The sequence below is a fragment of the Psychrobacter sp. 219-2-C genome (assembly GCF_049560815.1).
In the GTDB taxonomy this organism is placed as follows: domain Bacteria; phylum Pseudomonadota; class Gammaproteobacteria; order Pseudomonadales; family Moraxellaceae; genus Psychrobacter; species Psychrobacter faecalis.
The window spans coordinates 1,395,371-1,418,500 of the sequence record NZ_CP186933.1 but is presented as its reverse complement, the minus strand read 5'-3'; the positions used below and the strand labels follow the sequence as shown (position 1 = coordinate 1,418,500).

General features: G+C 44.7%; 17 protein-coding genes. 5 read left to right on the top strand and 12 right to left on the bottom strand.

Features of this window, described 5'->3' with window-relative positions; genetic code table 11:
• Positions 1-183: 183 nt before the first annotated feature.
• The 4 genes from ACPEGP_RS05645 to ACPEGP_RS05630 form a co-directional block, all read right to left on the bottom strand.
• The gene (locus ACPEGP_RS05645; RefSeq protein ID WP_423814199.1) at positions 184-1,995 is read right to left on the bottom strand and encodes an efflux transporter outer membrane subunit; all 1,812 of its coding nucleotides are present in this window, start codon (positions 1,993-1,995) and stop codon (positions 184-186) included.
• Positions 1,992-5,240, bottom strand: coding sequence for an efflux RND transporter permease subunit (locus ACPEGP_RS05640; RefSeq protein ID WP_288727136.1), 3,249 nt, complete (start codon positions 5,238-5,240; stop codon positions 1,992-1,994). The genes ACPEGP_RS05645 and ACPEGP_RS05640 overlap by 4 nt, the downstream gene beginning before the upstream one ends.
• 34 nt (positions 5,241-5,274) lie before the next feature.
• Complete coding sequence (locus tag ACPEGP_RS05635; protein WP_423814198.1) at positions 5,275-6,669, bottom strand: efflux RND transporter periplasmic adaptor subunit; 1,395 nt, start codon at positions 6,667-6,669, stop codon at positions 5,275-5,277.
• 681 nt (positions 6,670-7,350) lie between these two features.
• Entirely contained in the window at positions 7,351-8,280 is a 930-nt protein-coding gene (locus ACPEGP_RS05630) for a polyprenyl synthetase family protein (RefSeq protein WP_423814252.1), read from the bottom strand.
• A gap of 756 nt (positions 8,281-9,036) precedes the next feature.
• Between ACPEGP_RS05630 and rplU the strand changes: the two genes are divergently transcribed.
• The 3 genes from rplU (at position 9,037) to lolA (ending at position 10,760) form a co-directional block, all read left to right on the top strand.
• On the top strand, positions 9,037-9,348 hold the full coding sequence (rplU, locus tag ACPEGP_RS05625; protein ID WP_025652795.1) for a 50S ribosomal protein L21: 312 nt from the start codon (positions 9,037-9,039) through the stop codon (positions 9,346-9,348).
• Between the two features lie 91 nt (positions 9,349-9,439).
• On the top strand, positions 9,440-9,697 hold the full coding sequence (rpmA, locus tag ACPEGP_RS05620) for a 50S ribosomal protein L27 (RefSeq protein ID WP_055123782.1): 258 nt from the start codon (positions 9,440-9,442) through the stop codon (positions 9,695-9,697).
• Positions 9,698-10,046: 349 nt separating this feature from the next.
• On the top strand, positions 10,047-10,760 hold the full coding sequence (gene lolA / locus ACPEGP_RS05615) for an outer membrane lipoprotein chaperone LolA (RefSeq protein ID WP_423814197.1): 714 nt from the start codon (positions 10,047-10,049) through the stop codon (positions 10,758-10,760).
• Positions 10,761-10,879: 119 nt separating this feature from the next.
• Here lolA and scpB read toward each other — a convergent pair whose 3' ends face one another.
• From scpB to mrdA, 8 genes are all read right to left on the bottom strand, one after another.
• Positions 10,880-11,425 carry an SMC-Scp complex subunit ScpB gene (scpB, locus tag ACPEGP_RS05610; protein WP_423814196.1) on the bottom strand — a complete coding sequence of 182 codons (546 nt, stop codon included), beginning with the start codon at positions 11,423-11,425 and terminating at the stop codon, positions 10,880-10,882.
• Positions 11,426-11,449: 24 nt separating this feature from the next.
• The gene (locus ACPEGP_RS05605) at positions 11,450-12,298 is read right to left on the bottom strand and encodes a segregation and condensation protein A (protein ID WP_423814251.1); all 849 of its coding nucleotides are present in this window, start codon (positions 12,296-12,298) and stop codon (positions 11,450-11,452) included.
• A 126-nt stretch (positions 12,299-12,424) separates the two neighbouring features.
• Positions 12,425-13,504: a tryptophan--tRNA ligase gene (locus ACPEGP_RS05600; RefSeq protein WP_423814195.1), complete on the bottom strand. Its 1,080-nt coding sequence runs from the start codon at positions 13,502-13,504 to the stop codon at positions 12,425-12,427.
• Positions 13,505-13,668: 164 nt separating this feature from the next.
• Complete coding sequence (locus ACPEGP_RS05595) at positions 13,669-14,772, bottom strand: lipid A biosynthesis acyltransferase (RefSeq protein ID WP_423814194.1); 1,104 nt, start codon at positions 14,770-14,772, stop codon at positions 13,669-13,671.
• A 415-nt stretch (positions 14,773-15,187) separates the two neighbouring features.
• Positions 15,188-15,574, bottom strand: coding sequence for a 30S ribosomal protein S9 (gene rpsI, locus ACPEGP_RS05590; protein WP_068407462.1), 387 nt, complete (start codon positions 15,572-15,574; stop codon positions 15,188-15,190).
• Positions 15,575-15,584: 10 nt separating this feature from the next.
• Complete coding sequence (rplM, locus tag ACPEGP_RS05585; RefSeq protein ID WP_068407459.1) at positions 15,585-16,013, bottom strand: 50S ribosomal protein L13; 429 nt, start codon at positions 16,011-16,013, stop codon at positions 15,585-15,587.
• Positions 16,014-16,224: 211 nt separating this feature from the next.
• Positions 16,225-16,911, bottom strand: a complete 687-nt coding sequence (rsmD, locus tag ACPEGP_RS05580; protein WP_423814193.1) for a 16S rRNA (guanine(966)-N(2))-methyltransferase RsmD — start codon at positions 16,909-16,911, stop codon at positions 16,225-16,227.
• 50 nt (positions 16,912-16,961) lie between these two features.
• The gene (gene mrdA / locus ACPEGP_RS05575) at positions 16,962-18,944 is read right to left on the bottom strand and encodes a penicillin-binding protein 2 (protein ID WP_423814192.1); all 1,983 of its coding nucleotides are present in this window, start codon (positions 18,942-18,944) and stop codon (positions 16,962-16,964) included.
• Positions 18,945-19,536: 592 nt separating this feature from the next.
• Between mrdA and ACPEGP_RS05570 the strand changes: the two genes are divergently transcribed.
• On the top strand, positions 19,537-20,871 hold the full coding sequence (locus ACPEGP_RS05570; RefSeq protein WP_423814191.1) for a hypothetical protein: 1,335 nt from the start codon (positions 19,537-19,539) through the stop codon (positions 20,869-20,871).
• A gap of 249 nt (positions 20,872-21,120) precedes the next feature.
• On the top strand, positions 21,121-23,130 hold the full coding sequence (locus ACPEGP_RS05565; protein WP_423814190.1) for a heme lyase CcmF/NrfE family subunit: 2,010 nt from the start codon (positions 21,121-21,123) through the stop codon (positions 23,128-23,130).

Below are 23,130 nucleotides of genomic sequence, written 5' to 3'. Positions count from 1 at the left end.
GTTTTTATAAGATTGGTATCATTAAGAGAATAAAAAGGTCGTTGGTATAATGTTGTACGATAACTGGCACTACTATAACCAATAGTGACTATCGAAAGCAAAAAGCCCTACCAAGTCGGTAGGGCTGATTGTAGATATCGACTATCAAGGTGAGGAAAATTTTCCCGCAACCTTTAGAGCTACTTAACGCTCATTAATCTGTGTGACCGGTACTGGTTCAACCTTGGCCTCTTTCGTAATAGTCTGTTCAGTGACCACGCCGACGGCAGCGTCTGTTTTGCCATCATTATTGACATCGACAACAGCTGTTGGGTTAAAAGTTGCTTTCTCTATTGGCTGTGCCTGCTTAATTGCTTGCGCTTCTTGTGCAGAAGCCACGCGAGCAGAGCTGGCAGCTTCGATAGCATCGACCGCTTTGGCTTTATTGCTATTGGCCGGTAGATTGACCAATTGTACCAAGTTTTTATGCGGTACAGGAATGACCGTTGGTACATCAAGGTTGGCACCGCCACCTAGCACTTGGTAGAGCTCAACTTGGCTGATAATTTTTTGTAGCTCTAAGTCCAAGATACCTTGCTGCGTTGAGAATAGCGAACGCTGCGCATCGAGTACATCTAGGTAGTTGGCAATACCCGCTTTAAAGCGCGCATCGGCAATCTGATACGTTTGTTCAAAGTTGTCTTGCAGACGGTACTGCGCGGCCAACTGTTCGCCTAATGTCGCGCGTGTCGCTAGGACGTCCGATACTTCACGGAAAGCGGTTTGAATAGAGCGCTCGTAGTTTGCCAGCGTCTGTTCGCGCTCAATTTTCGCCACATCATAATTGGCATCTAAACGGCCCGCATCAAAAATAGGCACGCTAATACTTGGACCAAATGACCAGCCAACCGAACCACTCTTAAATAAATCATCTAAACTGCCACTACTCACACCCACGCTACTAGCTAAGCTAATAGATGGGAAGTAAGAGGCGCGCGCCACTTCAATATTGGCACCAGCGGCTTTTAGACTGTACTCTGCTTCCAATACATCAGGGCGATAGCGCAGCAATTCACTTGGTAAGCCGGCGCTAAATATCTGCTGGCTTGTGATATTGCTGACCGCAGGTGCTGGAATAAGATTGGTTGGAATGGGTCCACCGACCAAAAACTGCAGCGCATTACGCGATCTTAAAATACTGCTTTGCGCCTGTAAAACGGCAAGTCTGGCATTCTCTAGTGACGCACTGGCTTGCAAAGACGGCAGTTTAGGGTCAATACCAGCTTCAAAGCGTTTATCAGCGATAAATAGAGACTTCTCACGGCTTTCGACCGTCGCTTCAGCCAGTTTTAACTGCGCAAGGCTATAGCTCAAATTGGCATAGCTTTGAGCGATATTACTAATCAAGCTGATTTGGGTGGTGTCTTTCGCTGCGGTAGTCGCTAAAAAGTTCTGTAACGCCTGCTCTTTTAAGCTGGCGATTTTACCCCAAAAGTCTAACTCATAGTTGGCAAGGCCAAGATTGACGTTATATGAGCTGTTAGGGTTTTTATCCGTTCTGTTTTGGGCTTGGCGCGTATAACCACCGCTACCATCAATTCTAGGCAGGTCATTGAGATCAGTAATTTGATACTGCGCGCGTGCTTTCTCAATGGCCAAACGCGCACTTTCAAAGTCTTTGTTGTTCTCTAAACCTAACGCAATCAGACCTTTTAAGCGCTCGTCGCTGTAAAACTCCTGCCAGCGCTGCGCGGCAATACTGGCTTGATTGGCGCTGCTGACGGTTTCTTTGTCGAACGCGCCATAGGTTTGCTCGATAGGCACGTTTGGTTCAGCAAGCACAGGACGCATATCTGCTTTTGGAATGGTGTTACAAGCAGCCATGCTCAGTGCTAAGGCAGTGAGGCCAATGAGGCGACCGCCATTTTTACGCAGTACTGCTAGCGCTGGTTGGGCAGTGGTAGCTATAGAGACTACCGCTGCTGAGTTTAAAGTAAAGTTTTTTTGAGCACTCATTGTATATTATCTCCAAAGCTTGCAGGCTGATAACTATCAGAAGGCATTGGGTCAGAAGGCGTTGGATTTTGCGGGCCAGGTGTGCCGTCGTTACCATCATCTCTATCTTTCGGTTTATTATTCTCATACTTGTAAGGGAATAAACTACGTACCCAAATAAAGAACATTGGAATAAAGAAGATACCTAAGATAGTTGCGGTGACAACACCACCTACCACGCTGGTACCAATGGCGTTTTGACTGCCTGAGCCCGGACCTGTGGCGATGAATAATGGCACAACACCAAGTCCAAACGCAAGTGAGGTCATGATAATTGGGCGCAGACGTTGACGCGCCGCTATCATAACCGCTTCTTTTAGCGTATTACCTTCTTCTTGATGTTCTTTTGCAAACTCAATAATCAAGATAGCGTTTTTGGCTGATAGACCAACCACCGTTAGTAGACCAACTTGCAAGTAGATATCGTTATTAAAGCCGCGTAGCCAGGTAAATATCACCGCACCTAGCACCCCAAGCGGGATGACCAATAGTACAGAGAAGGGGATGGACCAGCTTTCATATAGAGCGGCGAGACATAAGAATACCACCAAGATCGACAGGGCATAAAGCATCGGCGCTTGGGCACCTGACTTTTGCTCTTCAAGTGACATACCTGTCCACTCGTAGCCAATACCTTCAGGTAGCTTTTGCATCATCGCTTCCATTGAGCTCATCGCTTCACCCGTACTAAGACCAGGGGCGGCGCTACCTTGGATATTCATTGACGGTAAGCTGTTATAACGGGTCAGACGCGGTGAGCCTGATTGCCATTCACTGCTTGAGAACGCATCAAATGGAATCATTTCACCGGCATCATTACGAACATACCATTTGCCGATATCATCAGGATTGGTACGACTGCTTGGCTCGCCTTGGACAAACACGCGCTTAATACGACCACGGTCAACGAAGTCATTGATATAGCTTGAACCCCAAGCAGTAGAAATCACGCTATTAATATTAGCCAATGACAGCCCATAAGCAGCGGCTTGCTCTTGATTGATATTAATTTTTAACTGCGGCGCATCTTCTTGTCCGTTTGGACGCACGCCTGTTACTTGATCGTTTTGCGCAGCCATACCGAGCAGCATATTACGTGCTTCAAGTAAGCCTTCATGGCCGACGTTACCCGTATCTTGAATCATCAAATCAAAACCACTGGCGTTACCTAGTGCGGTAATAGCTGGCGGTACAATCGCAAAGACTTGCGCTTCATTTAATTGGGTAAAGAAATAGCCCATCGCTCGACCAGCGACCGCTTGAGCAGTATTTTCATCGCCGCTTCGCTCCGCCCAGTCTGTCAAACGTACGAAAGCCAGACCCATGTTTTGACCTTGACCGGCGAAACTGAAGCCTGCCACAGAGAACACAGACGCCACGTTGTCTTTTTCTTGGGTTTCATAATAGTTGGTGACTTTTTCTAGTACCGCTTCCGTTTCATCAAGCGTCGCCCCAGCAGGAAGCTGTACTAAGGTAAACATAATACCTTGGTCTTCCTCGGGTAAAAACGAGCCCGGAATACGTAAGAATACCACGGCCATGACGCCGATAATGGCGGCATAACCGATTAAGTATAACCACTTAAATTTAAAGCTTTTACCGACAGAATTTTCATACTTACGGCTGACTTTATAAAAAGAGCGGTTAAACCAACCGAAGAAACCTTTTTGCTCTTCAGTAGATCCTTTCTCGTGGCTCTTACTACGTTTTAGCAAGGTCACACATAGGGCAGGGGTAAAGATAAGCGCCACTAATGCTGACAGTACCATGGCGGTAATCAAGGTAATGGAGAACTGACGATAAATGACACCGGTTGAGCCACCAAAGAAGGCCATCGGTACGAAAACGGCCGATAGAATCAAGGCGATACCGACAACGATTTTACTAATCTCGCCCATCGATTGTATGGTCGCGTCTTTAATGGAAATATGAGGGTCTTCTTCCAAGATACGCTCAACGTTTTCGACGACAACGATGGCGTCATCGACCAGTAGACCGATGGACAATACCAAGGCAAACATGGTTAATACGTTGATACTAAAGCCAGCAATATATAAGACGGCAAAAGTACCTAGTAATACCACGGGTACAGCAAGCGTTGGAATAATGGTCGCGCGCCAGTTCTGTAAGAAAATGAACATGACGATAAAGACTAAAACAATCGCTTCGATTAGTGTTTTGACTACTTGCTCAATAGACAAACGTACAAATGGCGTGGTGTCATAAGGAACAACGGTCGTCAGATTTTTTGGGAAATTCTGTTCAAGCTCCGCCATACGAGCGCCAACGGCTTCACGAGTTTCAAGCGCGTTTGCACCACCCGCCAAAGAAATACCGAGACCAGCGGAACTCTGCCCATTATAAAGCGCAGTCACACTATAGTTTTCACTACCGATTTCAACTTTTGCAACATCACCTAGGCGAACCTTCGCCCCAGAGGTATCGGTTTTTAATAAGATATTTTTAAATTCTTCAGGGGTTTGTAAATAGCTTTGCACGGTAACCGTGGCGTTAATAACCTGTCGATCCGTATCTGCAGGCGCTTGTCCTAATTGGCCAGCAGACACCTGCGCGTTTTGCGCACGTACGGCATTGACCACATCAGCTGGCACCAAGTTATAACTACGTAGCAGCGAAGGATCAAGCCAGATACGCATGGCATAGGCTGAACCAAACACCTGCACTTCACCAACACCTTCGACACGGCTGAGCTGGTCAACGACGTTTGAGTTGATATAGTCAGCAATATCGCTGTTATCCATACTGCCGTCTTCAGAGATAAACCCTTGTACCATTAAAAAGCTACTAGAGGATTTATTGACGTTGACGCCTTGACGCTGTACGGACTCAGGGAGTGAGCTCATCGCGGCTTGCAGTTTGTTCTGTACCTGTACCTGTGCGGTATCAGGATCGGTACCGTTTTCAAAGGTAAGCGTTACAGATGCGCCACCATTTGACGAGCTCGATGATGACATATACATCAAGCCATCAAGCCCTTTCATACGTTGTTCGATAATCTGAACCACTGAATCTTCAACGGTCTGCGCGTTCGCACCAGGATAGCTTGCGCTCACCGAAATGGTTGGCGGTGCAATGCGTGGATACTGCTCAATCGGTAGGTTAATAACCGATATTACCCCGATGAGCATGACCAAAATAGCCATCACCCAAGCAAAAATAGGGCGATCAATAAAAAAACGTGACATAGTATATTCCTAGTCTTCCTATCTTTGAATGGAATTAGTTAGCGGTAGATTCTGCTGGTTTTTTAGCAGAGGTATCTTTACTAGCTGGCTTATCCATCGCTTTTGCAGCTTGCTGCGGCGTTTGAGCAGTTGGCGTGCCCGGCTTAGCAGGGGCAGCATTTGGATTTTCTAAAGGTTTGGCGACGACTTCTTGCTCAGGTTTGACTTTTGAGCCACCAATCACCACCACTTTATCCCCTGCTTTTAAGCCATCAGTGACGACCCACTGATCTTTGTAGGTACCATTAATAGTGACAGGACGTACTTGGATTTTGTTATTTTCATCAACGATATAAACTTGCGTTTCGCTTTTCGGTGTCCGCATTACCGCACTTTGTGGCACTAAAGCAGCGTTAGTGATGACGCTTTGAGTCAAGCGCGCACTGACATACATACCCGGCAACAAGATATTATTCTTATTAGGGAAGACTGCACGTAAGGTCACAGCACCTGTTGATTCATCAACTTTTGCTTCTGATAATGCCAGCTCGCCACGTACCGGATACGTTGAGCCGTCCTCTAATACCAACTCAACCGAATTCATACCCGCCTGTGCTTTACCAGCAGAAATTTGCTGGCGTAGTTTAAGCAGCTCAGAGGATGACTGGCTGATATCGACATAGATAGGATCTAAGCGCGAGATAGTCACTAAAGGATCTGGTTGTCCGGCGCTAACCAAGGTACCAGCAGTAACGCTAGAGCGGTCAGTACGACCTGCGAGCGGTGCCCGTACGATAGTACGATTAAGGTCTAGTGTACTGGCTTGTAAGTTTGCTTTTGCTGTTTGGATACCAGCTTTAGCACTTTCAATACCTGCTTCTGTTTGCCCAATCGCCGCACGCGCGCTTTCGACTGCTGCTTGTGCGGTGCGAACTTGGGTAACTGCTTGGTCGTATTGCTGCTTTGAGATGGCATCAATTTCGATCAAACCTTGCAAGCGATTTAAGTCATTTTGCGCTTGTGATAATGACGCTTGGCGACTGACCAGCTCAGCTTTGGCATTGGCATTGTTTGCCAACGCCGTCTGATAATTGGCTTCAGCTTGTTGAATGGCCGCCTGCCCACTGGTGATAGACGTCGCGTAGTTATCGGTATTGATACGGTATAAAGGTTGGTCTTTTTTAACGTTGCTGCCTTCGCGGAACAACACCTCGTCAATAATTCCGTTTACTTGTGGGCGAACGTCGGCGGTTTGGTAAGCGGCGGTACGTCCAGCAAAGGTTTGTACTTGCGGTACGGTATCTAGAGTGACAGTCTGAACGTTGACGACGGCAGGTGGCATCTGCTGCTGCGCCGCTGCCCCAGCTGCGTCCTCATTTTTATCACAGCCGACCAATACAGCGCCAGATAGTACAGATGCTATTACAAGCGCAAGAGTAGAGTGCTTCATCAATGTCCTCGGCAATATAAATATCATATAATAATTACAGTTTAAAAAGTTTATGGATAAATCTTAACGAAGTAAATATGAAACGTAATATGTCTTTACCGCTGTTAGAGTTCATTACTAAATAGATAATATGATAACTAAACACACAACAATCGGCTAAGCAGATTTAAAGTAATGCATGATTATAAACTATAGGGTATACCCCACAGTCAAGACACAAAAAGGTGCTTATTCACCTTGTAAATGCTTTATATCTCGATAAAATTCTAACAAACATTGATAATACAAGCGTAACGTTCTAAATACTTCGTAAGATTGGTAATGAATACCGTGCCAAAATATTGTTAAATTTTGTTTTTTTAAATACGATTTAAGGATAGTAGCAAGAAAACCATATAAAAATATAGTAGAAAATGGCATGTACAGAAAAACGGTGTTTTAGCAATACTTAAGTGTGAACGCTAAAATTTTAGGGAAGAGTAAGAACAATAGAACGAAGAAAGCGATGGGTAATGAAAAAGCTGCGTGTATACCAACCTTATTTTCTCATTTTATTTATTTCATTATTATAAAGTACAACTTAACTAAAAATTAAATGGTCACATACTTTTCTATTGATGCCTAAACATTTTAAGCATCAATAATATTTTTAAGCATCTATAATATATAGGCTAGCAATATTTACACTAACCGCGCGCTGGCAAGTTCAGTCAGCTGATATAGCCCTTGACGGTAGCGGTTGTCAGGTAAGCTGCTTAGCGCTTGCTGAGCCAGTTTGGTTTCTTCCAAAGCACGCTTTTTACAGTATTCAAGCGAACCTGACTGACGGACGAGCTCGATAAGCTGCTCAGCGTTTGGCGTTTTACCCGTTTGCACTGCAAGTCGTAATTGCTCATAGCCTGCTTTATCGCTGTCTTTTAATAATTCAAGCGCCTTGATGGTTGGCAATGTAGGTTTGCCTTCTGCCAAATCATCGCCCAAATTCTTGCCCATCACTTCACTATCGCCACTGTAGTCGAGTACATCATCGACGATTTGAAAAGCGTTACCGAAGTGTTGACCAAAATCAGCCAATGCTTGTAAGTGCTCGGTTTTATTTTGCAAAATAGCCGCGCCTTGGGTCGCCATCATAAATAAGCGCGAGGTTTTGCCATCGATAATATTGAGGTAGTCTTGTTCAGTGGCTGCAGGGTTATGCTGATGCTGTAGCTGTAAGACTTCGCCCTCAGCAATATCACAGGTGCCATCGGAGAAGACCTGCAATAACGGCAAGCTTTGAAAACCAACCAACAGATTAAAAGCGCGAGCAATCAAATAGTCGCCGACCAGCACAGCAGTGGCGTTGTCCCAAGTGGCATTAGCCGTTGGTTTGCCACGGCGCTGTCCTGACTCGTCAATCACATCATCATGTACCAAGGTTGCCGTATGCAGCATCTCAGTAATCGCCGCAAGATGCATCGCTTGCTGCGATGGCTCGTCGTTAAACATACGCGCGCACAATAAGGTAATCAGCGGGCGCATACGTTTGCCGCCAGCATTAATCACATGCTGCGAAACGCTCATCACCAATTGGACTTTAGAATTCAAGCTGCCAAAGACTTGCTTATCCATAATCTCAAAATCGTTAGCAACGATACTTTGGATATCAGCATAGCTTAGCGTATTGGCAGAGCTTGGCGTACTGGTTAGAACGTTTAATGGCGTGGTCGAGGGTGCGGCGGCGTTCGATAAAGAATTACTGGTCATAATGAGTCGTCATACCAATGAAAATAAAAGAGGGTTTGGATAGCGGTCTATCTATTTATAGTAAGTGCTTATTGCAAGTATTGATAGTTAGGCTAGCGTTTGACGCATAATAGCATAGCTGTTTAGGTCAATGGTTGATTTAAGTATAGCAGAAAGTAAGTGAGGACTTTTAATATAGCGACGTGTTGTCCTTTTGATTTCTATCATTTTTAAAAGTTAACTGGTTAGATTTTTTTAATTAGTCACTTATGTTAGCAACATTTTATTAATAATAGTCGTTAATAAGGTTTATATTTACAAAAAACTGTAAGTCACTGATAATATAAGCTATAATAGCGGCTGTTGGATTTTAACCCATTCGCGTTCGTTATAGTATATCTACATAGAGCGGTTTATCTTAACATCGGTAGTCACTACCTTTGTCAGTGAAATCTATCGCTTTTTTTGAGAATTATATCAATCGCTATGATTGTTATTACTACCTTGCAAAAACAAGAGGCGCGGCTTGCTTTTATGAGCAAAAAGCCGTAAAATCTTGCCTTTAATTTTTCCCTGTCGTGTTCGTTATTGAAGCGTTGATATAACATCAGCCACGGCACACGGGTTAAACGGAGTCAGACAATGTACGCAGTAATCAAAACTGGTGGTAAACAGCACCGTGTTGTGGTCGATGAGCTTTTAAAAGTTGAATTACTAAAAGCAGAAAAAGGCGAAACAATCAAATTTGAAGACGTATTGATGGTTGTTGACGGTGAAACTGTCAAAATCGGTCAACCTATCGTTGAAGGCGCTAGCGTAGAAGTTGAAGTAGTTGAGCATGGTCGCGGCGAAAAAATCCGTATCATCAAACACAACCGTCGTAAGCATTATCACAAAGAGCAAGGTCACCGCCAATGGTATACCTTGTTAAAAATCAAAGCGATTAATGCCTAATTATTCACTTAGCAATGACTGCTAAATAGCGCACTAAATGCTTAAGAGTTGTCGCATTAGCGATAAGTCACATTAACAAGGAGATTTTCTCATGGCACATAAAAAAGCTGCCGGTTCGAGCCGTAACGGTCGTGATTCAAACCCAAAAATGCTAGGCGTTAAAATCTTTGGTGGCCAAGCTATCACAGCTGGTAACATCATCGTTCGTCAACGTGGTACAGAATTCCACGCAGGCGAAGGCGTTGGCATGGGTCGTGACCATACTTTATTTGCACTAAATGACGGTGTGGTAAAGTTTGCGACCAAAGGTAAATTCAACCGTCGTTATGTTATGGTTGAAAGCGCATAATTGCCCATCTAGATTATTTAGTTATTAACTAACATAATCCGATGACTAAAAAGCCCTTGTTACCCTTTGGTAGTAAGGGCTTTTTTATGGCGCTCATTTACATGAAAAACAGCTAAAGTAAAGAATAAACAGCACCATATGCCGTGTAACGCTATCGGTTACAAGCGTGTATGGCAACGGTAGTAATGATTGCAAATCATGACTAGGCGCGTAATAAAAAAACTGGCACACTGTCTGCATTGTTTACTGACGTCGTTTTTTTGGCGCGAGATAAGCACTTATTGAAAACAAAAATTTTAATTAACACGTATTATTTTTATGCAACTTTGCATTTGAGAGAGGATTTATAATGACTGTATTAACGAAAAAATTAACGAAAAAGACACTTACTAAAAAGACCACTTTAAAACAGAAATTGATGGGCGGCGCTTTAACGGGCGTATTGATGACATCGCTTGGAGTGGCAGCGCCGATGGTAGCATTGACCCAAACAGCAACTGCAGCTCCTGCAGATAATTTAACCGCGGCTAAACGCTTAAATAAGCTACTAAGCAACACCAAAAGCATGACTGCTAATTTTAGCCAAACCACCAAAGGCGCAAATAGTGGCACTTTTAGCGGTACCATGAGCGTCCAGCGTCCAAATAACTTCCGCTGGGAAACCAAATCACCGTCAGAGCAGCTCATTGTGGCGAATGGTAGCTCAATGTGGATTTATGACAAAGATTTGGAACAAGCGACAAAGCAAAATGTCGATAGCCAAGTAGGTAACACGCCAGCGTTATTGTTATCGGGTGATCCAAGTAAGATTGATAAAAACTTTAAAATCACCCAGCCTTATGCCAATAAAAACTACTATGTGCTCTATCCAAAATCAGATAGCGCCAGCTTTAAGAGCTTATCGATGAGTTTTAGCGGCGGCAAACCTGTGATGATGGTGCTGAATGATACGCTAGGACAAACCACGACGATTAAGTTTAGCGGTATTAAAATGAACCCAAGTATCAATAGCAGTCAGTTTAAATTCACGCCGCCAAAGGGCGTTGATATTATTAATCAATAATTCTTTTACTGATTGAGCCTATAAAAAAAGGACACGCTTATAAAGCCTGTCCTTTTTTATTGCTATAAGTCCAAGATATACAGATTTTACTTTAATCGATAAGAAATAACGACTTGCTACTAAGACAAAGCTTTGATGGCTTCCATATCGGGCAGTGGCGGTAGCTCATCTAAACTGGTTAATCCAAATGCATCTAAAAATTGCGCTGTGGTATGTAGCAGTGCAGGGCGCCCCAAAGTTTCTTTATAACCTTTCTCTTCAATCCAGCCTTTATCAAACAGTTGACGCAAGATATTACTTGATAGCGTCACACCGCGCACGTGCTCGATATCACTACGGGTCACAGGCTGCTTATAGGCGATGACACTTAAGGTTTCAAGCAGGGCTTGGCTCAGGCGCTCTTGACGCTGAGGAAAGACACGCTGGATTAATGCACTATAGTCGTCGGCAACTTGCAGTCGATAGCCGCTAGCCGTTTCATGTAAGGTCAGCACACCAGTATCCAAACGTTGTTGTAATAGCGCTAACGCTTGCGTAAGATCTTTAGTGTTTAATGACAGATATTTTTTTAAAATACTAGCAGTCAGGGGCGCTTCTGAAGCGTGCAGGAGTACTTCGATATGCTTGCTGATTTCTTCTAAATCTTGATTTTGCTTATCTGTCATTGCACGTATTCTCTGTTAAAACCATTAAGCTAGCCACTGTAACGTTAATTGTCCTATATGGCGGTCTGCTGCGGTTTCATTATGGGCAGCTGATTGGCGTTCTGGGTTATTATTCACGACACCAACCAACTGCCGTTTCATTAGCTCAAGTACCGCGACAAAACTGACTACGACGCCTATCTTACCTTGGGATTTATCCAGTAGTTCATAAAACGAGCGTGCACCATCCGTGCTTAGTTGTCTGCTAATACTAGCGATGCGATCAGAAAGAGGCACGGCATCAACTTTGATATTATGCATTTGATAGTCGGGCTGTAGCTGCATTTTAAATAAGCTATCAATCAAAAGGTTTGGCGAATAATTGGGCAGTTCGGCACTCATAATCTCTTGGCTGGGCATACTAACCATCGCCAAAAATACATCGCGCTCAAGACGCACGAGATTGTCCAAACGCTGACTGGCTACTTTGATTTGCGCATATTCTTCAAGGCGTTCAATCAGCTCAGCTTTTGGGTCGCGCTCATCGCTTGGCGTTTCAGGCCTTGGTAGTAGCAGCTCGGTCTTAATGGCAATCAAGGTCGACGCCATCAGCAGATAGTCACCGGCCAATTCAAAATGTTCGGTATCCAGCTCACCGATATAAGCCAAATACTGCTCAGTAATCGGCAATATCGGCATTTGGGTGAGATCGACATTGTTCTTTTTGACCAGATATAATAAAAAATCTAAGGGTCCAGCAAATTGCTCAAGCCAAATGGCAAAGGCTTGCGGTGGTACATAGAGATCTTCTGGTAGACGCTGCACTGGCGTCTGATAAATACGCAGCGCCATATCATTATTGATTGAAATACGATGTTTGCCATTGTTATCCATAAACTTAGCGTTTTTATGCAGGCTTACGGAAAACGCGGCTTTTGGTAAAGTCGCTGTTACATTTTTCAATACTGTCTGCACCTTTAGCATCCGCCCTGATTACTGTGAGTAAAAGCAATTAAAGAATTACTTAAGCTTAGCAAGGGGACGAATACCAATAGCGCGGCGCGTCTTATCGAGCTGTTTACGGCTATGGCGACGGGCCTTTTCTGCGCCCATTTGTAAAATTTCTTCTAGCTCTTTTGGGTTGGCCATCAGTTCCTCATAACGAGCACGGAATGGGGCAATCTCGCTATTGATTTTATCAAACAATGCTTGCTTGGCATCGCCCCAGCCAATACCAGCTGCATATTGATCACGCATATCAGCAATCTCCGCAGGCGTTGCAAAGGCTTTATAAATCTCAAAGAGTGCAGAATCATCAGGGTCTTTCGGTTCAGCAGGCAGTTGTGAGTTGGTGACAATCTTCATGATGGCTTTATGCATTTGCTTTTCAGGACTGACTTGTGGATTAGGGTCACCGAATAGAGGAATGGTGTTGCCATAGCTCTTACTCATTTTGCGACCATCAAGTCCTGTCAATAGCGGGATATCTTCATCAACAACCGCTGATGGTAGCGTAAAGAGAGGTTTATAACGATGGTTAAATGTACCAGCGATATCACGTGCCATCTCGATATGTTGTACTTGGTCACGACCGACGGGTACATGAGTCGCATTGAACATCAAGATATCGGCCGCCATCAGCACTGGATAGCCAAATAGACCCATATTAATACCTTGATCTGGATCAACGTCGGCTTTTTCGGTATTGATATCGACAGCCGCTTTATAAGCGTGCGCGCGGTTCATCAGCCCTTTGGCGCATGAGCAATTTAAAATCCATGCAAGCTCTGGAATCTCTGGCACATCAGATTGACGATAAAAGGTCACACGTTCAGGGTCAAGACCACAGGCAATCCATGTCGCGGCAATGATTTTGGTCGATTCATGAATGACAGCAGGGTCATAACAGCCGATAATGCCATGATAATCGGCCAAAAAGAAAAAAGCCTCATCATCACTGTCTTGAATCGATTGAATGGCTGGGCGAATGGCGCCAACGTAGTTACCCAAATGCGGAATGCCCGTCGGTTTGATACCGGTTAGGATACGTTTACTTTCTTGTTTAGAACTGTCTACAGCTGCGTCAGTTTGAGTGCTCATGAAAAATCCGTTATTTTATTTCTCACATCGTTATTTATGCAGGTGAGTTATTGATATGAGTGAGTTATTAATAGAGATAAGTTATCGATGTAAATAATAGGAAGGATAAAATCTCAGCTGCAAAGTATAGCAAATTTCGCAGCTGTTTTTTGGGGAATCAAAACCTACTTATAAATATCGGTACGTCCGTTAGGGCCGTTTTTAAAGCGACGATGAAACCACATCCACTGGGTGGGATCGATACGAATCAACCCTTCTAGCACCTCGTTAACGCGGGTCGCGTCGGCAACCTCGTCATCGCTCGGATAGTTCTCTAGCTCTGGCGTAATGGTCAGATGATAATGCGGACGTTTGCCCTTTGGTAGGTTATCAGGCGTTTGCCGATAAGTATGCAGGGCCATGATTGCCGGTGGGTTTTGCTTGTCACCCAATTTTGCCATCCGCCGAGAAGCAGTAATAGTAGCAGCGGGCACACCAAAGAACGGCGCCATGACACCTTGCTTAAGACCATAATCTTGGTCAGGTGAGTACCAAATCACATGTTTAGCTTTAATAGAATTAACAAGACTACGCATGTCACGGCTGGCAATCTGCTTGCCAAAAATCTTAGTACGTCCGTTATAAATGAACCAATCAAGAAGCGGATTGTTTTGCGGGCGGTACATACAATCGGTGGCAAAAAACTGCGTGCAGAGCATGCCGCCAAGATCGAGCATCGTATAATGGGCCCCAAGTAAAATCACAGGTCGACCTTGGTTTTGGGCATTCACTAGGTGCTGTAAGCCCGAGATAGACACCGTACGGGTAAAAATATTAGGACGATACCAAGCGCATAAGGTTTCAAACACGCCGATACCTTGATTGACGAAAACTTGCTTTGCCATCAACTCGCGCTCAGCTTCGGGCTTTTCTGGAAAAGCCAATCTTAAATTAATTAAGGTATCACGTCTGCGCGAGCCGGCTAGTTTATAGATTGAAATACCCAGTTTACGACCCAACCAAAACTGCCAACGCAGCGGTAAATATATCATCGGCAAGAAAATCGCTAATAACAGCCAGATACCCCAATACTTTGGTAATAAAAACTGCCACTGAAAGGGTTTCTTTTCTGCTTGCGCCGTTTGCTTATGCGTTTGCGTAATTGTAGGCATGCCAGCAGGAATGGCGGGCGACTTAACCATTTCACTCTGTTTATTATGCTTACCTGTAGGCGGCGGCATATCCGTTTTTGATGGGTTACTAGGATCGTATTGTTCGGGGGCTTTCATAATGAGCACAGTGTAATAAAAGTTATTATTATGATGGGGGAGCACGGTTAAGTTTGCAAGCAGGTTTTAATAAACTAACGACAACGAGAGCTAAGGACTTTAAACTATTAGGCATTTAAACAATATAGTCAAAATATCCTAAAAACACTACGGTACTGCTGATATCAATTTTTTGTAGCCTCTGTCTGCGCAGGCACAGCAAGCAAGAAAAATGGATATCAGCAGTGCGTGATGTATCGATATTACTTTTCACTCACTATAGAGTTAAAACAGCAGCGCTAAAAAATAGCCATAAAAAAACCTTATAAACTGAGACCAGCTTATAAGGTTTTGCAAATCTACTCTTTTGCTTAATACTGCTGCAGCGACTCTGAGAAAAAGAAGGCAGTCGTAAAAAGAGAAGAGATAGCTTTGATTAACGTTTTGAGAATTGTGGACGTTTACGTGCTTTACGTAGACCCAATTTCTTACGTTCAACTTGACGTGAGTCACGAGTAACAAAGCCAGCTGCTTTTAGAGCAGGTTTATTGGCTTCGTCAAGCTCAATCAATGCACGCGTGATGCCGTGACGGATTGCGCCCGCTTGACCACTGATACCGCCACCTTTTACAGTGATGTATAGGTCATAAGCAGTAGGTGATTCAAGTAGTTCTAAAGGCTGACGAACAACCATGCGCGATGTTTCGCGGCTGAAGTACTCATCAAGTGGTTTGCCGTTAACAACGATGCTACCAGTACCTTTCGCTAAAAAGACACGAGCGGTAGAAGTTTTGCGACGACCAGTTCCGTAATTGCGTTCCATAAGTATATCCTTAGATGTCTAGTTCTTTAGGTTGCTGAGCTTCATGTGGATGTTCTGTACCCGCATATAGTTTCAGCTTTTTGATCATCGCGTAGCCAAGAGGACCTTTTGGAAGCATACCCTTAACCGCTTTATGTAGAACATCTTCAGGCTTATGTGCAATCAGCTTGGTGAAGTTGGTTTCTTTAATACCACCTGGGTAACCACTGTGACGATAGTACTTTTTGTCTTGCGCTTTTTTGCCCGTTACCGCGATTTTTTCTGCGTTGATAACAACGATAAAATCACCAGTATCTACGTGCGGCGTGTAACAAGTCTTGTGCTTGCCACGTAAGCGACTAGCGATTTCAGTAGCTAAGCGACCAAGGGTTTTGCCGTCAGCATCTACGACATACCAGTCATGGGTCACTTCAGCTGGTTTTGCACTAAGTGTTTTCATGATAAAACCTTAAAATTAGAATTCGTTGAGAGTTTAGCTGGGAACGGGGCTCTCAAAAAACAGACTGCACATTATAAGCAGTAGCGCCTACGCTTGCAAGCTGCATTGGGGTTTATTTTCGCCTTATATACATTAAACTGCAGCGTTGGCCAGTTTTTTAGCGGTTTTAAACATTTTCAAAATTTGTTAATGGCTTTTATTAACCTGACAATTATGACGCTGAAAGCTGATAAAGTCCAGCGACAACTTGCCCAACTTTGGTCTGTTTTAGGCATTCAAAACGTATTAGGCTTTGCGCTATATCTGCTAGCGGCTCAGCGCTTTCGTTGATACTTGCTACCAATTGGTCCAGTTGCAGGGTTAAATCTTTATCCGCCTCTAAATAAATCAGCGTTTCTGTATTGATTAAAGACTGTTTAATAAGTGCTGTCAAAATCGGCTGCCATAAATCTTGCGCATACGGCGGGTCGATAAAGACGATATCAAAATGCCGCTGTATCGTTTGGTTCTGCGTCAGTACCTGCTCGGCGGTGCCTTGAATAATCTGATAGTTACTGGCATCTAAGCGTAATTGCTCGGCGCTTTGGCGCAGCATAATGACTTGCGCTGAACTTACTTCAATAAAGGTTGTATGAGCCGCGCCACGTGATAAGGCTTCAAAGCCTAAAACGCCGCTACCAGCGCAGCTATCAAGTACTTTGGCGTCATGAATATCGGCAATCAACCAATTAAACAAGGTCTCGCGCAGGCGGTCAGGAGTCGGGCGCAAACCTTCGGCATCGATAAAGCTGACGATACGGCGTTTATACTGCCCGCCGATGATACGTACGTCGCCCGCTACTGCGTTTTTTGCTTTATGATTTTTCTTTTGTTCGCGACCATTTGAGAGTTTCTTCATAGTGTCTCTTATCTACAGCTTTTTATTCGGTGCATTTCGTTTTATATATTTTATTCAGATGTGGCTGCGTTCTCGGCACCTTGCGCCTCGGCTTTTTCCGCTAGCGCTTGCTCTTTATCACGTAAGGCGTCGCGCATGGCCTTTTCAAAAGCCTTTTGGCGTTTGATGGCCCTTAGTTCATCGGCGGTTGGCGGCAAAATAGGGTCGGTTTTACGCTGCAGCATCCAATAATCAAATAAGGCGCGACCAATAGGCGCTGCAACGGCACTACCGCCGCCGCCATTTTCGACCAGTACTGAAAGGGCGATTTCTGGCTCTTCTACAGGCGCGAAACCATTAAACCAAGCATGATCCCAGTGACGTTTATCGAGTGCCGCTTTATTATAGCTTTTACCTTGAGCGATAGATTTGACCTGCGCCGTTCCGGTTTTACCAGCGATGCGATAGCGCGGTGTATAAATGCCACGCGCTGTACCTGCCTTAACCGTTTGTTCCATCGCATCGTGCATACGCGTCCAATCTGACGGTTTACCATTGTAGTCAATTTTGCCATCAGGCTTGCTAATCACGTTAACGGCCGCCGCGCCATCGCTGCTTTTTAATAAATGCGGGGTGATGTGATAACCCTTGTTGGCGGTCATGGCGGTGGCATTGGCAATCTGTAATGGCGTGGCTAAAAAATACCCTTGGCCGATACTGACAGAGATGGTTTCACCTGGTAACCAACCTTTATCATAGGTGTCTTTTTTCCATTTTGGTGACGGCATAACGCCTGATTTTTCATTGGGTAAGTCAATACCGGTCTGCTCACCAAAACCAAAGCGCACCATCCAGTCATGAAGGCGCTGAATCCCCATCTCATACGCCAACTTATAATAATAGGTATCTACCGACATCATGATGGATTTCTTTAAATCTACCGTGCCGTGACCACCGCGTTTCCAGTCGCGAAAACGATGCGAATCGCCGGGTAGACTGAAATAACCCGGGTCATAAATGGTCGTTTCCCAATCTCGTAGGCCGTAATGAATACCGCCCAAACCCTCAAAAGGTTTAATGGTTGAGCCGGGCGGATACGTCCCTTGTAGCGCGCGGTTATAAAGGGGTTGATCGACATCATCACGCAGAGCGCCGTAGTCCTTAAAAGAGATACCCGAAATAAAAGGATTGGGATCGTAGCTTGGGTTACTAACAAAAGCCAAAACATCGCCGTTTTTTGGGTCGATAGCGACGATCGCGCCGCGGCGACCATCAAGCTGCTGCTGCGCAATGGTTTGCAAGCCATAATCTAGACTAAGCGTGATGTCATTGCCCGCAATGGGCGCTTTGGTATCAAGTTGACGTAGAATATTGCCATGAGCATCGGTCTCTACTGACTGATAACCGGGCTGTCCGAGCAAGATATCTTCATAAAAATCTTCAATACCAATTTTACCAATAAGATCAGTACCTGCGTAGCGATCCTTATTAATTTGCTTGGATTCTTTATCGTTAATACGTCCGACATAGCCAATCACATGGGCAAATAGCTCATCGTAAGGGTACGAACGCGTGAGTTTGCTTTGAATACTGATGCCACGAAAAAAAGGCTGACGTTCACTAAACTGCGCCAATTGCGCTTCGGTCAAATCAATTTTGATGGTCACCGGGTCATTTTTGGTTTTGCTAACGCGGGCCAAAATATCGGTAATGTCTTTTTCGGTAAGATCAAAAATGGGCGCGAGCAGATTTAGCGTGCGCTCTGGGTCTTCGACTTCGTCAGGGCTGAGCATAGCGGTAAATACTGGCTGATTATCAGCGAGAATAATGCCGTTACGGTCGTAAATATAACCGCGACTGGGCGGCGCAGAGATGAGCTTGATGCGATTGTTATCGGCTTGGGTGGTGTACTTATCATGGGCATACACTTGCAGATAACCGTACCGCGCGATCAAACCCAACAAGCCCACAAACATGAATAGCCCGAGGATAATAATACGGCTGGTAAAAATACGATTGACCTGTTCGGTATCGGACGCGAGCGGTTTGTTCATATAAAGTCAGTACCCAGACGATCAGTAAAACGGTCGTTGATAAAGTGATGGTTGATTAAGCACAGATAAATAAAGCCAAGAAAGATACAGTCATTTTTTTTGTTTATTTAAAGCGGGGTGAGCATAAAGGATAAGACAAAGTATTTCAATAACATAGCGCGATGATTTATCAATAAAAGGTCAAATAATTTACTTGCCGTCTTCAGCTAGCCAGTAGCATTAAGCAATCGCAAATTATAACAGAACAAACACTTGCGCGCAGTAGGCAGCGTCTGTTTTGTGAGGATTGTCATTGCCATGATCGACAGTGTTCTTTAGCTATTTTTAACATCATTAAATGATAGTAAAGGTTTAGGCTGGTGAGTAGGGCGCAAAACGTGTCATCGCTAGTCACAACTTACCAAGGCTTGATATGTGCTAATAAATAGCAAGTATGCTAAAATCAGGCGATTTATTTTTAGCCACTTATCGCATTTATAGCGTTATTTAATTTAGTGGTTATTGAGGATAGAGCGTTTTTATTGAGCGTTCTTAATCGATTAAGGATATTTGCTTAACAACGACCATCATCACCTCAAGGATAATTAGAGTCATGGATGCAAATTCATTGTGGCAGACGATAGCGGAACACCCCGAGTTTTTTGCTATGTTGACCATTCCACCAGTGACTGCATTTGTCACTTGGATACACGTGTGGATGGCACTCAAGATGCTATTTTATCCGATTAAATTTTGGGGTATTCGGATTCCAAACTTTCCATTCTTTGGTTTGCCGGGATTGGGTTGGCAAGGAATTGTGCCACGTAAGGCAGGCAAGATATCGGGCGTGATTGTTGATCAGACGCTCTCAAAGCTGGGTTCGCTCGATGAGTTCTTTCAGGCGATGGAGCCAGAACAGATGGCGGTATTTATCACCGATACGGTCGATGAAAACCTTGAGAGTTTGATTGATGAGATTATGCTTGACCATTCGCCAGCGCTGTGGGGCAATCTGCCTTATGCGTTAAAGCGCCGCGTCTATGCCCAAGCGCATCAAGAGTTGCCAAATATCATGCAATCCTTGGTGACCGATTTGACCTATCACGTCGAAGATTTGGTCGATATGCGCAAAATGATTGTCAATAAAATGGAAAGCGACCGGCGTTTGATGGTCAATATGTTTTTAAAAGTTGGGCAAAAAGAGATTGATTTTATCTGGCATATCAGTGCTTTGATTGGCCTTGTATTCGGTATTATCCAAATGTTTATATTTTTGGTGGTACCGCAGCATTGGACGGTACCGTTTTTTGCCGCTATTTGGGGATTTTTGACCAACTGGATTGCGATTTGGATGGTGTTTAACCCAGTTGAGCCACGTTTTATTCCGTATGTGAAGTTTTTTGCGCTACAAAGCCGTTTCCCATTTATTAAGCCGCAACTGCCGCACATTGCTCAGTACCGCTTTCAAGGCGGCTTTATGAAGCGCCAAGAAGAAGTTTCTGAAGTTTTTGCTGAGATTGTGGTCAAAGATTTGGTCACTTTAGAAAACATCATGAATGAGATGATGTATGGTGACCGCGCCGCCGAAACGCGTGAGTTGATGAAATCGCATTTGTATAAAGTGTTAGAATCGCCGGTCATTAGTACCACATTGCGGGTTGGGCTGGGTCGCCGCGAGTTTGGGCAATTGAAAAATACCATTATCGACAAATCCATCGTCGCGACTATGGTGCCACTGCGAGACCCTGAACTTAATGAAAGCCGTGCCAGTAAAATATTTGGGCTGTTTCGCGATCGTATTCGCGCGCTATCCCCTGATGAGTTTCAAAACCTATTGCGTCCCGCTTTTCGCGAAGATGAGATGACGCTAATTATCCTTGGTGGTTTGACAGGTTTCTTGGCAGGTTGGTTGCATTTGGTCTTGGTGTTTTTCCCTGCCATGCAGTGAGAAAGGGTTTTTATGTTCTTTACACACATTACCTACAGAGTGGATACAGAAACGTGACAAGTTGACGCTAATGTACCATGCTGTAAGTCTTCTAAGCTGCAATAGCTGATAGATACAGATGCAGAAAAAAGCATGACAATGGCGGCGTAATGTCTAAAAGTAACGACTATTGACTATTCTCAGACGCATTAAAAATACTGCTTTCTAAAATAAACAATGACCGTATTAAGGTAAACAAGGTTAGACCGTATGTTAATCACAGAATTGGGTTATTTTGCCTTGCTGGCCGCCTTTGTGTTGGCGATTTTGCAGGTAGTATTACCAACCATTGGTGTCATGAACGACCACGTTGCCTGGCAGCGCCTTGCACCGAGTTTAGCGTGGGCGCAGTTTGCGGCCATGATTATCTCGTTTGGGTCATTGATGGCAGGCTTTTATTTTAATGATTTTAGCTTGGTTTATGTCACCCAGCACTCTAATACCTTGTTGCCTTGGTATTATAAATTGTCGGCGACGTGGGGCGGGCATGAAGGTTCGCTGCTACTATGGATGACCATTATGGCCACTTGGTGTGCCTTGGTCTCTTACTTTAGCCGTGGCTTGCCATTGACCATGCGCGCCCGCGTACTGGTGATATTGGCTGGCGTGCAGGTGATGATGCTGGCGATGTTAATCTTTACCTCATCACCGTTTGATCGCACTTTACCAAATTTACCCGTCGATGGCGCCGATTTAAACCCTCTGCTACAGGATTTTGGTTTGGTTGTCCACCCACCAATGCTGTATATGGGCTATGTGGGTATGGCCGTGCCATTTGCGTTTTGTATGGCGGCATTATGGGAAGGACGTTTGGACGCTGTCTGGACCCGCTGGTCGCGTCCATGGGCACTGGCGGCGTGGGGCTTTTTGACTGTTGGTATCGCCCTTGGTTCTTGGTGGGCTTATTATGAGCTTGGCTGGGGCGGTTGGTGGTTTTGGGATCCAGTAGAGAACGCCTCACTGATGCCTTGGCTTGCTGGTTTAGCTTTGCTGCATTCCTTGGCCGTAACCGAAAAGCGCGGAGTCTTTAAAGCGTGGACCATTATGCTGGCCATTTTTGCTTTTGCCTTGAGTCTTTTGGGCACCTTCCTTGTGCGCTCAGGCGTTATTACCTCGGTGCATTCATTTGCAGCCGACCCAACGCGTGGTCTGGTTATTTTGGTCATTCTGGGTATTATCGTCGGTGGCGGACTGTTGATGTTTGCTGTGCGCGGTTGGCGTCTGACGGTTGAAAGTCAGTATCAGCTGATATCGCGTGAATCATTTTTAGTTATTAATAACGTGATTATTTTAATCTCAACCTTAGTCGTTCTGCTTGGTACGCTATATCCTATTATCGCTGACTCCTTTAATTTGGGTCAGGTCTCTGTTGGTCCTCCGTACTTTAATGCGCTCTTTGTACCTTTAGCATGGCTACTGTTAGTAGCAATGGGCATGGGTTCTAACATTCGCTGGAAAAAAGACAGCCGTCCGCTCTTAGGCGCCGGTATGGTCATTGCGTTCAGCAGTTTATTATTAGCAGCGATTATTGCCTACTTTGTTAGCCCGTCTGATATGTTAAATATTGGCGTGACGCTGGCGGTTAGCTTTTGGGTCTTACTTTGGATGGCAGTCGATTTTAAAGACAAAACCAAAAACGCCCCAAGTTTCTTTAAAGGACTACGTCATCTACGTTTGAGCTACTGGGGGCAGCAAACTGCTCATATTGGCGTAATCGTCGCCGTCATCGGGGTGGCGTTTACCAGCACCTTGAGTGTCGAGCGCGATGTGGCATTGGGCGAAAATGAAACTGTGCACGTACAAGGCTACGACTTTGAGGTCAAAGATTTCCATGAAGTCAGGGGCAGTAACTTTGATGGTATGCAAGCACAGGTTGAGGTGACCAAAGAGGGCCGCGCGGTGACAACTTTGTATCCGGAGAAACGTACTTATATTATCAGTGGTATGCCAATGACCGAGGCGGCAATTGATGCCAGTCTCATGCGTGATGTCTATGTAGCGCTGGGCGAGCCTATCGCAGAAGACAGTAATAAGTGGGCGGTACGTATTTATGTCAAGCCGCTGGTGCGCTGGATATGGCTTGGAGCGATTATCATGGCCTTAGGCGGTCTGCTAAGTATGCTCGATAGCCGTTATCGTTTTAAAAAGGCTAAGGCATCAACGCAAACGGCAGCCAACAAAGCAGGATTTATTACCGAAGCTCACGTAGGGGAGAAGTAA